The following is a 12,342-nucleotide window of genomic DNA, read 5'->3' as shown; positions in this document are numbered from 1 at the left end:
ACCGGCGCGGACGCGGATCCGGACCTGCCGCTGGCGGTCCTCGTCGCGGGCTGGTTGCGCGCGGCGGTGGCCCCGCACGTGCCGGCGCGGGCGCGGTTGCTCGCCGCCGACACCCCGCCGGCCCAATGCGCGGAGTTCGGCGCGAAGTTGCGCACGGAACTCGACGCCGAGGACGAGCCGCAGGGAGTATTGGTGGTCGCCGACGGCGCCGCGACTCTGTCGACCGCCGCACCCGGATATTTCGATCCGCGGTCGGCGCCGGTGCAGACCGCGCTCGACCGGGCGGTCGGCACGGGTGATCCGGCGGCGCTGCTCGCGCTGGACCCTGTACTGTGCGCCGAACTGATGGTGTCCGGCCGCGCCGCCTATCAGGCGCTGGCCGGGCTCTTCGCGGTCGACGCCGCGCCCCCGGTGGCGACCGAACGGTATCGGGGCGCGCCCTTCGGCGTCGGCTGGTCGGCGGGTCTGTGGCGGCCGGCCGCCGTGGCGCGGTGACCGGGGACCCGCGGCCGGTCGCGGTGGTCGGGCCGACCGCTACCGGAAAATCCGATCTCGCGCTCGACCTGGCCGAACAGCTCGGCGGTGAGATCGTGAACATCGATGCGATGCAGCTCTACCGCGGTATGGATATCGGTACCGCGAAACTGCCGCCGGACCAGCGGCGCGGGATCCCGCACCATCAGCTCGACGTACTGGATGTCACCGAGACGGCGACAGTCGCGGCGTATCAGGCCGCCGCGTCCGCCGATATCGAGGCGATCATGGCCCGCGGCCGAGTGCCCGTGATGGTCGGCGGTTCGATGATGTACATCCAGGCGCTGCTCGACCAGTGGGAGTTCCCGGCCACCGATCCCGCGGTGCGGGCGAAATGGGAGGAATTGCTGGCCCGGCGGGGTGTCGCCGCCGTCCACGACGCGTTGCGCCTGGCCGACCCGGCCGCCGCCGCCACCATCCTCCCCACCGACGGCCGCCGGATGGTGCGCGCGCTCGAGGTCGTCGAACTCACCGGCCGGCCGTTCGCGGCGTCCGCGCCCGTGATCGGTGCACCGCGCTGGGGTACCCGTATCCTCGGGGTGGACCGGGAGACCGCCGAACTGGACGAGCGGATCGCCCGGCGCACCGCCGCGATGTTCGAGCGGGGTCTGCTGGAGGAGGTCCGCGGGCTCGTCGAGCTGGGCCTGCGCGAAGGACAGACCGCGCGCCGTGCCATCGGTTACGCCCAGGTGCTGGCCTGTTTCGACGGTGAGTACGACGAAGCCCAGGCGCGCGAACGCACCTTCATCGGGACCCGCCGCTACGTCCGGCGGCAGCGGTCCTGGTTCCGGCGCGACCGCCGGGTGCGCTGGGTGGACGGCGCCGCCCCGGACTCGACGGCGACAGCCCTGGCCCTGCTGGCAGACTCTGCGGTATCCCGTCCACCGGCGCCCGGTCCGCGGGCATCCGATCACCTACCCGAGGAGCGAACCCGCTCGTGACCCGGCAGATCCATCGCCGCAACGCCGCTGTCCAGGTGTGGACGGCCTATCTGGACAATCGGGCCAAACGTCACCGGGACAGCCGCTTCCTGGTGCACGGGGTGCGGCCTATCACGCAGGCGCTCGCGCACGACTGGCCGCTGGAGACCCTGCTGTACCGCCTGGGTGATCCGGGTCTGTCCGCCTGGGCGCGCGAGATTCTCGAGACCAGCGCGGTACCCGCGGTCGGGCTGGCACCCGAGCTGATGGCCGATCTGGGAGAGAAGACGGGCGGACCACCCGAATTGGTGGCGGTCGCGGAGTGCGCCGGCGGCGACCTGGCCGGCTGCGAGCTCGGCGAACCGGGGGAGGCGCCGGTGGTCGTCGTCTTCGACCGGCCGAATTCACCCGGGAATCTGGGCACCGTCATCAGGTCCGCCGACGCGTTCGGTGCGTCGGCGGTGGTCGTCGCCGGGCACGGGGCCGACCAGTACGACCCCCGCTGCGTCCGTGCTTCCACCGGATCGCTGTTCTCGGTCCCGGTCTTCCGGGTGCCCGGGCCCGCGGAGGTGCTGGAGTTCCGGGAGCGTCAGGTGGCGCGCGGGATGCCCACCCGGATCGTGGGGACCGACGAGAACGGCGAGCGCGCGATCTTCGACGAGGACCTGATCGACGCCACGATCCTGGTCGTCGGCAACGAGACCAGCGGTATGAGCGCGGCGTGGCTGGCGGCCTGCGACCGCACGGTCACCATTCCGATGGGTGGCAGTGCCAGCTCGCTCGGGGCACCGTCGGCCGCGGCCGTGGCACTGTACGAAATTTCCCGGCAGCGCCGGACGTTTGCCCGGTGAGAACAGTGGACGAGGAGACCCGAACCGACGTGCAGAACAGCCCCGACCCGCAGGAGAGCCCCGACGTGCCCCAGCGCCGCAACGACAAGGACGTGGAGTTCACCAAGGGCCACGGCACCCAGAACGATTTCGTGGTGCTGCCCGACCCGGAGGTGCTACTCGACCTGACCGTGTCCCGGGTGGCCGCGTTGTGCGATCGGCGTCGTGGGCTCGGTGCCGACGGTGTACTGCGCGTCGCGCGGGCCGGTGAACTGCTCGGCGCGGGCGTACTGGACGAATACCCCGACGGTGTGGGGCCGGGTGATTGGTTCATGGACTATCGCAATGCCGATGGTTCGATCGCGGAGATGTGCGGGAACGGGGTGCGCGTCTTCGCGCACTATCTCGTGGCCCACGGTCTCGCCGACGGCACCGAATTCGTGGTCGGCAGCCGGGCCGGGGCGCGCCCGGTCGTGGTGCACACGGCCGGCGCGGTCGCGGGGGAGGTGACCGTCGATATGGGACCGGTGCGGGTGCTCGGCGCCTCGACCGCCACGGTGGCCGGAGGGGGATACCCCGGTCTGGGTATCGATGTCGGCAACCCCCACCTGGCCTGCGTCGCGGACCTGTCGGCCGGCGCGCTGGCCGAACTCGATCTCACGGCGCCACCCGGATACGACCCCGATATGTTCCCGCGGGGCGTCAATGTCGAGATCCTGACCGGGCTCGACGCCGACGGCACGGTCGATATGCGGGTCTACGAACGCGGCGTCGGCGAGACCCGTTCCTGCGGCACCGGCACCGTCGCCGCGGCCGCCGCGGCCCTGGCGGCCGACGGGTTCGATCTCGCGGACGGGACCGGGGAGGTCGGCGTCCGGGTTCCGGGCGGGGAGGTGCGCGTCGGAGTGAAGGCGGGGGCGGCGTGGCTGCGCGGCCCGTCGGAACTGCTCGCGACCGGCCGGCTGGCCGCGCAGTGGTGGGACGCGCTGTAACCGCGTTCCGCGGAAAATCATATGCGCCGACCAGCGCATCAGTGGCAGCATGGATGTTGTATGAGAAATTCTGATATTTCCGGGACCGGCAACGGGTCCCCTGAATCGTTCGACGCGTATTCGCCGGAGACCGATCCGGAGTTCGCCGTCGACGATATCGACTCGGGTGCGCGCGATGCGAACGGCACGCCGGGCACTCGGCGCGCCGGCTGGTCCGCCGCTCCGACCACCGGCGAGCTCCAGCTGGACGAGCGGAGCGCGCTCCGCCGTATCGCGGGTCTGTCCACCGAGCTCACCGATATCACCGAGGTCGAGTACCGGCAGCTGCGACTGGAACGCGTCGTGCTGGTCGGGGTGTGGACCGAGGGCAGTGTGGCGCGCGCCGAGGCGAGTATGGCCGAATTGGCCCGGCTGGCCGAGACCGCCGGATCCGAAGTGCTCGAAGCCCTGATCCAGCGGCGCGACCGGCCCGACCCCGCGACCTACATCGGATCGGGTAAGGCCGACGAACTGCGTGCGGTGGTGCTGTCCACCGGCGCGGACACCGTGATCTGCGACGGTGAGCTCACCCCCGCGCAGCTGACCGCGCTGGAGAAGGTCGTCAAGGTCAAGGTGGTCGACCGGACCGCGTTGATCCTCGACATCTTCGCCCAGCACGCGACCTCCCGTGAGGGCAAGGCGCAGGTCGCGCTGGCCCAGATGGAGTACATGCTGCCGCGGCTGCGCGGCTGGGGTGAATCCATGTCCCGGCAGGCGGGTGGCCGGGCCGGCAGCAACGGCGGTGTCGGTCTGCGCGGCCCCGGTGAGACCAAGATCGAAACCGATCGGCGGCGGATCCGCGAGCGGATGGCCAAACTGCGCCGCGAGATCCGGGAGATGAAGACCGCTCGCGATACCAAGCGCGCGCGGCGCACCTCCAGCGGAGTGCCGTCGGTGGCCATCGTCGGCTACACAAATGCCGGCAAATCGAGCCTGATGAACGCGCTCACCGGCTCGGGCGTGCTGGTGCAGGACGCGCTGTTCGCCACCCTGGATCCGACCACCCGCCGCGCGGAGCTCGAGGACGGCCGCGAGGTGGTGTTCACCGATACCGTCGGTTTCGTCCGCCATCTGCCGACCCAGCTCGTCGAGGCGTTCCGCTCCACCCTGGAGGAGGTCACCGGCGCGGATCTGCTGCTGCACGTGGTGGACGGTTCCGACGCGCTGCCCGCCGAGCAGATCAAGGCGGTCCGGGAGGTCCTCACCGAGGTGATCCGGGAATCGGGACAGCCTGCCCCGCCCGAGCTGCTGGTGGTCAACAAGATCGATGAGGTCGATCCGGTGGAACTGACGCGGCTGCGCGGGCTGCTGCCCGGCGCCGAGTTCGTCTCGGTCCACAAGGATCTCGGTATCGACCGGTTGCGTACCAGGCTTGACGAGGTTCTCGGTGGGCTGGATGTGGAAGTGAGCGTACTTCTTCCGTATACTCGCGGCGATCTGCTCGCCAGAATCCATGCCGACGGCCGGATTTCGCGATCCGAGCACACCGAGAACGGCACCCGTGTCCAAGCGCGGGTACCGAGTGCGCTGGCAGCGGCGCTTTCCGGCTACGCCTACGCGGGCACCACGCCGGCCTGACCGACCCGAGCGCAGCGCTTCCGAGCTGATCTAGGTCGGGAAAATGTGGGACATTCCATAACCCTGTGGGATATCGACCCATGTCGATTCACAATCGGTATGAGTCGACCTCAGGAGGGTTTATGTCACAGACCGGCCGCACCGCTCTCGGCGGCGACGACCGACAGCGCAGGGCGCTGATGGACCGGACCGGGCTCAGTGACGGTGCGCCGGTATCGGTCGATCTCAGTGCGATCGACCTTCGGATGCTCGAGGCGGCGCTGGCGCCGCTCCGGGCCTGGAGCAGTCCCCGTTTCTTCGGTTTGGACAACATTCCCGCCGAGGGGCCGGTGCTACTGGTCGCCAATCACAACCTGCTCGGCTTGATCGACGCGCCGTTACTGCTACCGGAAGTGCTGCGTACGCGCGGCCGGTTGATCCGCGGTCTCGCCGAGAATCTGCTCATCTCCGTACCCGGTGTGCGGCATCTCCTGCACCACTACGGGTCGGTCCGCGGGACCCGGGACAACTGCCGGACGCTGCTCGGCCGGGGCGAAGTCGTTCTCGTCTTCCCGGGCGGGGGTCGTGAGGCGATCCGTCGTAAGGGGGAGAAGTACGCGCTGCGCTGGGAGGGCCGCACCGGCTTCGCGCGGATGGCGATCGAATGCGGTGCCCCGATCGTGCCGGTGGCGATGATCGGGATCGACGATGCCTACGACATCGTCGCCGACAAGGACGACCGGTTGCTGCGGCCGCTGCGGCGGCTGGTCGAATCGCTGGGTCTGCACCCCGAGCTGACTCCGCCGCTGGTGCGCGGTATCGGGCTCACACCGATTCCGCGGCCCGAACGGTTCTATTTCACCGCGGGGACGCCCATCGATACCGGGCCGTGGCGCGATACCGGCGATATCGACGAGGCCGCCGAGCAGCTCTCCCGGGTGGTGCAGAAGGCGGTGCGGGAGGAACTGCTCTTCCTGCTCGGCCATCAGGCCGTCGACCGCGGTCGCACCCTCGGCGGGCGGTTGCGCGAACTGCTGCCCGGCTGATCCGGCTGCGCCCGCCGGTGAATGGTAAGGCGGTGTGACGAGTGGGCGTGGGAGGGGAACACCAGGTATTTTCGAGAGTGAAGTGAACACCGATTCACACTCCGGGTACGGTAGTTCACAGTGACGGGCCGGCGCGGTCCCGTCCGGAGTGTTCACTAGGAGGTTGGTGTGGAGCGCACACTGTTCGAGCCCGAGCACGAGCTGTTCCGGGAGTCGTACCGCAAGTTTCTCGAGACGCATGTGGCGCCGTTCCACGACCAGTGGGCGGAGCAGGGCGTCGTGGACCGGGCGGTTTGGCTCGAGGCCGGTAAGCAGGGCTTCCTGGGTATGGCGATGCCGGAGGAGTACGGCGGCGGTGGCGTGAAGGATTTCCGTTACAACGCCATCATCACCGAGGAATCGGTGCGTGGGCAGTACTCCGGACTCGGGTTCGGCCTGCACAACGATGTCATCGCACCGTATCTGCTGGAGCTGGCCAACGACGAACAGAAGCAGCGCTGGCTGCCGAAGTTCTGTTCCGGCGAGCTCATCACCGCCATCGCCATGACCGAGCCCGGCACCGGCTCGGACCTGCAGGGCATCAAGACCCGCGCGGTCCGCGATGGGGACGACTGGGTCCTCAACGGTGCCAAGACCTTCATCACCAACGGCATCAATTCCGATATCGTCATCGTGGTCGCCCAGACCGACCCCTCGGCCGGCGCGCTGGGCTTCAGCCTGCTGGTGGTGGAACGCGGGATGCCTGGCTTCGAGCGGGGCCGCAACCTGGACAAGCTCGGCCTGAAGGCCCAGGACACCGCCGAACTCAGTTTCACCGATGTCCGGGTACCCGCCGCCAACCTGCTCGGTGAAGAGGGCAAGGGCTTCATCCACCTGATGCAGAACCTCCCGCAGGAGCGGCTGTCGATCGCGGTGATGGCGGCCGCCGCGATGGAGACCTGCCTGGACTACACCTGCCAGTACGTCCGCGACCGGAAGGCCTTCGGCAAGCCGATCGGCGCCCTGCAGAACACCCGGTTCGTGCTCGCCGAACTGGCCACCAAGGCCACGGCCGTGCGGGTCCTGGTCGACCGGTGCATCACCGAGCTCAACGCCGGCACCCTCTCGGCCGAGGACGCCGCCATGGCCAAATGGTGGAGCACCGAGGAACAGGTCGATCTCATCGACCGCTGCCTGCAGTTGCACGGCGGCTACGGCTATATGCGCGAATACCCGATCGCGCAGGCCTACCTCGACGCGCGGGTGCAGACGATCTACGGCGGCACCACCGAGATCATGAAGGAGATCATCGGGCGCAGCCTGAAACTCAGCTGATCGCAGGGGGTTCCGGGATTCCGGTAGGGATCCGAGACCTTTCGGTGACCGGCAGCTCGCGAATACGATGCCCCGTACCCCTCGAGGGATACGGGGCATCGTTCGTTCGTCGCGCGCTTCTCGGTGACCTCAGGGCCCGAGAACGAAGCCGCGACCGGTCGGCAAGCGCTGCCGTGGCCTTCCACGCGGGCGGGGGGAGCAGGCCGAGGCCCTGTCCGACACCGTCTACGACGTCCTTGGACGCTGTGATGTGCTGGTGAGCAATGCCGGGATGTCGCCGGTCGACGACAATGTGAGCGCGGTGACCGAACAGCGCCTGCGTTCCGGTATCGAGAATCTGCCGTATGCGATGGCCGAGGCCGGGCTCAACGCGCTCGCTCTCGCCCTGGCCGGGGGCGTGGGCGCCGAAGGCCGCGCGAACCCGGTCTTTCGGGTGCCGGCCACATCATGGCGTCGGCCGCTCGGAGCCGCCCCTTGGCGAGGCCGGTTCAGGATCCGTCCGAGCCCGCCCGCCCCGGCCCGGTGATCAGTGGAAGGTCCAGGGTCGTGCGGATTCCCGGCGCGGCCGCCACCACCGCGGGAACCGCGTTGACCACCCGCATGGCCGTGGCCACCAGGCCGGCGTGGTTGTGGTCGCCGTTGTCGCTGGACAGGCAGAGGTCCAGCGCGTAATTCGGTTCGCCGGTGATCTCGACGCGGTACGACCCGCCCTCCTGCGCGGGCTGTGGCCATTCGGGTGCCAGATCCGCCCGGATACGGGTGATGTGTTCCAGCACCGTGACAACCCGGTCGCCGACCATCCCACGGACCTCGAACCGCATCGCCGCGGTGGTGCCGGCCGCGACCGTGCCCGCGGCGATCTCTATATCGGCCGGCGCGGGAATCCGCTCGTGGGTTTCGGTGACCGCGTCGAGTTCCACGCCCAGCCCGGCCGCCAGCTGGCGGACCACACTGCCCCAGGCCAGTGAGAGCACTCCGGGCTGTAGGAGCATGGGCGTCTCGCCCAGGGGCTTGCCGAAGCCCATGATGTCGAACATCACCGCGGTATTGTCGTAGGTCGCGTAGTCGAGGATCTCCATACAGCGGATCCGGTCGACCCGCCGGCAGGTACCGGCCAGCGCCAGCGGCAGCAGATCGTTGGCGAAGCCCGGGTCGATTCCATTGACGAACAACGAGGCCTTGCCCGCCGCGGCGGCTTCCTCGATCGGGGCGAGCATATCCGGCGGCAGCACCTGCCAGGGGTACTGCAGGAACACCGGGGCGCTGGCGGCGACATTCACGCCGGCGGCCAGAATCTCACGCAGATCCGCGAGGGCTTCGACGAGCCGGTTGTCGGTCATCGCCGTATAGACCACGCAATCGGGTTTCGTGGACAGGAGTGCCGCGGCGTCGGTGGTGGCCGGTATCCCGGTGCGCGTGGCCGACCCGGCGAGTTCCCCGGCGTCGCGGCCCTCCTTGTCGCTGCCGGACACCTTGACGCCGACCAGTTCGAGCCGCGGATCATCGATGATCCCGGCCAGGGCGTGGCGGCCGACATTTCCGGTGCCCCAATGCACTACGCGGTACGTCACAGCTGTCTCCTCACAGATCCGGAATCGGGATGTCGAGATTCGGGGCGATCAGACCGCCGTCGGTTTCGATCACCTTCCCGGTCAGGTAACCGCCGGCCGGGGAGGCCAGGAACAGCGCGGTCGCCGCTATATCGACGGGATCGCCGATCCGGCGCAGCGGGGTGGCCTTCTCCAGGGCGCCGCGCAGGTTGTCGTCGGCGGCGACCACCTCGAGCGCGGAGGTGGCGATGGAGCCGGGGGCGATGGCATTGACCCGGATACGCGGGCACAGATCCATGGCGGTGAGCCGGGTGTAGTGCGCGAGCGCGGCTTTGGCGGTGCCGTAGGCGGCGAACGCGCGGCCGGGCAGCCGGCCCATCGTGGAGGTGATGTTGATGATCGACCCGCCGTCGGCGGTGTCCAGCATGATCGGTACGGCGGCCCGGACCAGGGCGTGGGCATTGGCGACATTGAAGTCGAAGGCCCGGGTCAGGGCCTCAGGGGTGGTGTCCAGCAGCGGGGTGGGCATGGCGCCGCCGACATTGTTCACGACGATGTCGAGCCGCCCGAACTCCGCTGCCGCGGTGTCGGCGAGCGCGGCGCAGGCGGCGGGATCGGCCAGGTCGGCGACCACGATATGGGACCGGCGGCCGGAGCGGCCGATCTGTTCGGCCACCGCGGTGAGATCGGATTCGGTACGGGCGGCGATCACGACGTCGGCGCCCGCTTCGGCGAAGCCGGCAGCGATGGCCGCGCCCAGACCGCGCCCGGCGCCGGTCACCACGGCGACCCGGTTGTCGAGCCGGAATCGGTCCAGAATCATGGCTCCTCCTGAAGTAAGCTGATGTCGATTATTCGACGTTATGTCATCGAATAGTCGATGCAGTGTAGATCCCGGGATACCGGGCGACAAGGGAGCATCGGATATGGCGACGACCGGATCTCCGCCGACCCGCCGGGTGGTGGCGGTGGTCGAACTGCTCGCGGAAACGGAGCGGGCGCTGACCGTTTCGCAGATCGCCGAACGCCTGGAACTGGCGCGGGCGACGGTCACCGCGGTGCTCACCGAGTTGTGCGCGGCGAACTGGGTCGTGCGGGACGCGAGCCTGGCCTACCGGCGCGGGCCGGCGCTGGCCCGGCTGTCGCCCGCCGAACCCGTGGGCGCGGCGGTCGCGGTGGGCGCCGAATTGGCGGCGCTGGCCGAGGCGGCCGGATGCGGCGCCACCCTGAGTCGAATCTGCGACGATCGGCTCACCATAGTCGCCAAACAGTACGCGGGCGCGCGAATAGTGCCGGGATTGTCCGTCGGCCAATCGGTTCCGCTCGTCTACCCCGCGGGAGCCGCGGTGATGCCGTGGCGGACACCCGCCGAACGTCAGCGCTGGCTGGCGACGACCCACGGGCGGCCCGGGTCGGCCGAACTGCTCGACTTCGTCACCGCGCACGGGTTCGCCATGTTCCGGCCCGAAGCCGACGACGCCGGTCTGGTCGATCTGCTCACCGAACTGCTCGGCGCGCTCGGCGCCGAACTCCTGCAACCGAAACTGCGGACCGAGGCATTGCGCCAGCTGGGCCGGTTGACCTCGCGCGCGTACACCGAGGCCGATATCCGTACCGCCCAGGCGCTGCCGCTCAGTTATGTCTCCGCGCCGGTGTTCCACGGCGACGAGGCGCCCTATGAGGTCCAGCTCGGCCCACTGCGGGCGGAGGCCGGTCCGGCGGACCGGGCCCGCTTCATCGATATCGTGCGGGCGGGGGCGCGATCGATCTCGGTGGCACTGCGGACCGCGGACGCTCGCGAGTCGCCGCCGAGCGCGACGAGCCGCGACACGGGCGGTGTGCCGCGTGGCGCCCGAGGGGCCGGGGCCTAGGTGTCGAATCCGCCGCGAACCAGCTCGGCCACCGCGGCGGGAGTCCAGTGTCCGGCCGCGCCCGGGCGGCTGGCCAGATACCCCGCCGTCTCGCCGGCCGACCATCGGTGCGCCGCACGCAGACCCGTACCGATCCGGGAGAGATACGCGGCGGCCGGGGGGTTACCGCCGATCTCGCGCCAACGCCACGGGGCGGTCCAGGTCAGGATGGGCAGGCCGTCGAATACGCCCGGGCAGACCAGGGTTTCATAGCGGCCGGGGCCGAGGTACGACCGGCCGGTGCGCACCGCCTCGGTCAGGTCGAGGTCGGTGCCGGTCGGACGGTACATCTCCTGGGCGGCGATATCGCTGAACTGCGACCGGGTCAGCAGGTAGGCACGCACCGGGAGTTCGGCGCGGGTGGCGGGGTCGTAGAAGGCGCGGCCGCCGGTCCAGACCACCGATTCGGTGGCGAAGTACAGCAGCCCGGGCAGCACCAGCGCGATCGAACGGGCCGGCGGCGTGCGGTCCCGGCAACCCGCCGGTGTGCCCGCACCCCGCCCGGTTCCGGGCGGGCGGTGCACCGCGCCGGCAGGACGCGTGCCGGTGAGGTAGCAGCGCAGGCGTTCCGGGTCGGTATTCGAACCGTAGGCGGCATACCAGATTCGATCCGGAACCGGCCCGGAACCGAGTTCCGACCGCGGCCGGGCGACGGCGACCTCGAATGGTGCCATGGGCTCCTCACCGCCATCGGAAGAAGATCCCCACCGGCGTGTGCGCGGTGCCGGTGGGGCCTCAGATCTTGCGGATCACGGTGACGACCTTGCCGAGAATGCGCGCGTCGTTACCCGGGATCGGTTCGAAATGCGGGTTGTGCGGCATGAGCCAGACGTCCTTGCCGCTGCGCTTGAACGTCTTCACCGTCGCTTCGCCGTCCAGCATCGCCGCGACTATATCGCCGTTGTCGGCCACATTCTGCTGCCGGACGACCACCCAGTCGCCGTCGCAGATGGCGGCGTCGACCATGGATTCGCCGACCACCTTCAGCAGGAACAACGAACCGTCGCCGACCAGTTCGCGGGGGAGTGGGAACACGTCTTCCACCGCCTGTTCCGCCAGGATCGGGCCACCCGCGGCGATCCGTCCGAGCACCGGGACATAGGTCGGGATCGGCTGATCGGCATCGCCCGCCGCCTCGGATGCCGGGGCGGTATCGGCGGGGGACAGGGTGGTCACCGAGCGAACGGCCTCGTCCATCCCGCGGACGTCCACGGCGCGGGGACGGTTGGGGTCGCGGCGCAGATACCCCTTGCGCTCCAGCGTGCGCAGCTGGTGTGCGACCGAGGAGGTGGAGTTCAGGCCGACCGCGTCACCGATCTCGCGGATGCTGGGCGGATAGCCGCGCAGACTCACCGAGGAACGGATGACCTCGAGCACCTTGCGCTGACGCACGGTGAGATCCGCACCGGTCGCCCCCGGTTCGGTGCCGGGGCCGGCCCCGTCACCCGTGTCGTCTGATTGGCTCACCACAACCGCCCTTTCTCGTCGGTCTCCGGCCCGGTGGCCGCCGTCCCGGCAGACGGCCCGGACCGGCTGTGCCCGAGGTTTGATGTCGTGCAGTGAATCTAGTCGGCGCTCTCCGATCTATCAAACATCTGTTCGAGGTATGTCCGGTGTCGCTACTGACATTATCCCCCCGGCGTGGTAGAA

General features: G+C 69.6%; 13 protein-coding genes. 9 read left to right on the top strand and 4 right to left on the bottom strand.

Annotation, left to right across the window (positions count from 1 at the left end; genetic code table 11):
• The 8 genes from ON38_RS16670 to ON38_RS16635 all read left to right on the top strand — a co-directional run.
• Window positions 1-495: hypothetical protein (locus ON38_RS16670; RefSeq protein ID WP_039825736.1), on the top strand; the 495-nt coding region annotated here is incomplete at its 5' end.
• On the top strand, window positions 492-1,475 hold the full coding sequence (gene miaA / locus ON38_RS16665; protein WP_051164881.1) for a tRNA (adenosine(37)-N6)-dimethylallyltransferase MiaA: 984 nt from the start codon (window positions 492-494) through the stop codon (window positions 1,473-1,475). The genes ON38_RS16670 and miaA, both read left to right, overlap by 4 nt.
• Entirely contained in the window at window positions 1,472-2,305 is an 834-nt protein-coding gene (locus tag ON38_RS16660) for a TrmH family RNA methyltransferase (protein ID WP_083872737.1), read from the top strand. The genes miaA and ON38_RS16660 overlap by 4 nt, the downstream gene beginning before the upstream one ends.
• Window positions 2,306-2,397: 92 nt before the next feature.
• Window positions 2,398-3,276 (top strand): diaminopimelate epimerase, encoded by an 879-nt coding sequence (gene dapF / locus ON38_RS16655; protein WP_039825741.1) that lies wholly within the window; start codon window positions 2,398-2,400, stop codon window positions 3,274-3,276.
• A gap of 60 nt (window positions 3,277-3,336) precedes the next feature.
• Window positions 3,337-4,893, top strand: coding sequence for a GTPase HflX (gene hflX, locus ON38_RS16650; RefSeq protein WP_083872736.1), 1,557 nt, complete (start codon window positions 3,337-3,339; stop codon window positions 4,891-4,893).
• A gap of 122 nt (window positions 4,894-5,015) precedes the next feature.
• Entirely contained in the window at window positions 5,016-5,918 is a 903-nt protein-coding gene (locus ON38_RS16645) for a lysophospholipid acyltransferase family protein (protein ID WP_051164879.1), read from the top strand.
• Between the two features lie 168 nt (window positions 5,919-6,086).
• Entirely contained in the window at window positions 6,087-7,232 is a 1,146-nt protein-coding gene (locus ON38_RS16640) for an acyl-CoA dehydrogenase family protein (protein WP_039825733.1), read from the top strand.
• A gap of 256 nt (window positions 7,233-7,488) precedes the next feature.
• On the top strand, window positions 7,489-7,758 hold the full coding sequence (locus ON38_RS16635; protein ID WP_157181793.1) for a hypothetical protein: 270 nt from the start codon (window positions 7,489-7,491) through the stop codon (window positions 7,756-7,758).
• Here the strand turns inward: ON38_RS16635 and ON38_RS16630 are convergent.
• Both ON38_RS16630 and ON38_RS16625 read right to left on the bottom strand, forming a co-directional pair.
• Window positions 7,721-8,803, bottom strand: a complete 1,083-nt coding sequence (locus tag ON38_RS16630) for an NAD(P)H-dependent amine dehydrogenase family protein (protein ID WP_039825731.1) — start codon at window positions 8,801-8,803, stop codon at window positions 7,721-7,723. The two genes, ON38_RS16635 and ON38_RS16630, sit on opposite strands and share 38 nt — an antisense overlap.
• 10 nt (window positions 8,804-8,813) lie before the next feature.
• Window positions 8,814-9,605 (bottom strand): SDR family oxidoreductase, encoded by a 792-nt coding sequence (locus ON38_RS16625; RefSeq protein WP_039825730.1) that lies wholly within the window; start codon window positions 9,603-9,605, stop codon window positions 8,814-8,816.
• Between the two features lie 103 nt (window positions 9,606-9,708).
• Between ON38_RS16625 and ON38_RS16620 the strand changes: the two genes are divergently transcribed.
• On the top strand, window positions 9,709-10,653 hold the full coding sequence (locus ON38_RS16620; protein WP_083872735.1) for a helix-turn-helix domain-containing protein: 945 nt from the start codon (window positions 9,709-9,711) through the stop codon (window positions 10,651-10,653).
• On the opposite strand, the gene ON38_RS16615 is transcribed toward ON38_RS16620, so the two are convergent.
• A complete protein-coding gene (locus tag ON38_RS16615; RefSeq protein ID WP_051164878.1) occupies window positions 10,650-11,366 on the bottom strand; it encodes a hypothetical protein in 717 nt (238 codons plus the stop codon). The two genes, ON38_RS16620 and ON38_RS16615, sit on opposite strands and share 4 nt — an antisense overlap.
• 61 nt (window positions 11,367-11,427) lie before the next feature.
• Window positions 11,428-12,159, bottom strand: coding sequence for a transcriptional repressor LexA (lexA, locus tag ON38_RS16610; RefSeq protein WP_039825737.1), 732 nt, complete (start codon window positions 12,157-12,159; stop codon window positions 11,428-11,430).
• Window positions 12,160-12,342 lie beyond the last annotated feature (183 nt).

This window comes from Nocardia testacea NBRC 100365, assembly GCF_000308775.1.
Classification (GTDB): Bacteria; Actinomycetota; Actinomycetes; order Mycobacteriales; family Mycobacteriaceae; genus Nocardia; species Nocardia testacea.
The sequence above is the reverse complement of the archived record's forward strand: the minus strand, read 5'-3'. Positions and strand labels throughout refer to the sequence as shown.

What these genes read in the sequence shown, in the direction of transcription:
- ON38_RS16625 (WP_039825730.1), bottom strand. Translation starts at nt 9,605, where the DNA reads ATGATTCTGGACCGATTCCGGCTCGACAACCGGGTCGCCGTGGTGACC.
- ON38_RS16620 (WP_083872735.1), top strand. Translation starts at nt 9,709, where the DNA reads ATGGCGACGACCGGATCTCCGCCGACCCGCCGGGTGGTGGCGGTGGTC.
- hflX (WP_083872736.1), top strand. Translation starts at nt 3,337, where the DNA reads ATGAGAAATTCTGATATTTCCGGGACCGGCAACGGGTCCCCTGAATCG.
- ON38_RS16645 (WP_051164879.1), top strand. Translation starts at nt 5,016, where the DNA reads ATGTCACAGACCGGCCGCACCGCTCTCGGCGGCGACGACCGACAGCGC.
- ON38_RS16615 (WP_051164878.1), bottom strand. Translation starts at nt 11,366, where the DNA reads ATGGCACCATTCGAGGTCGCCGTCGCCCGGCCGCGGTCGGAACTCGGT.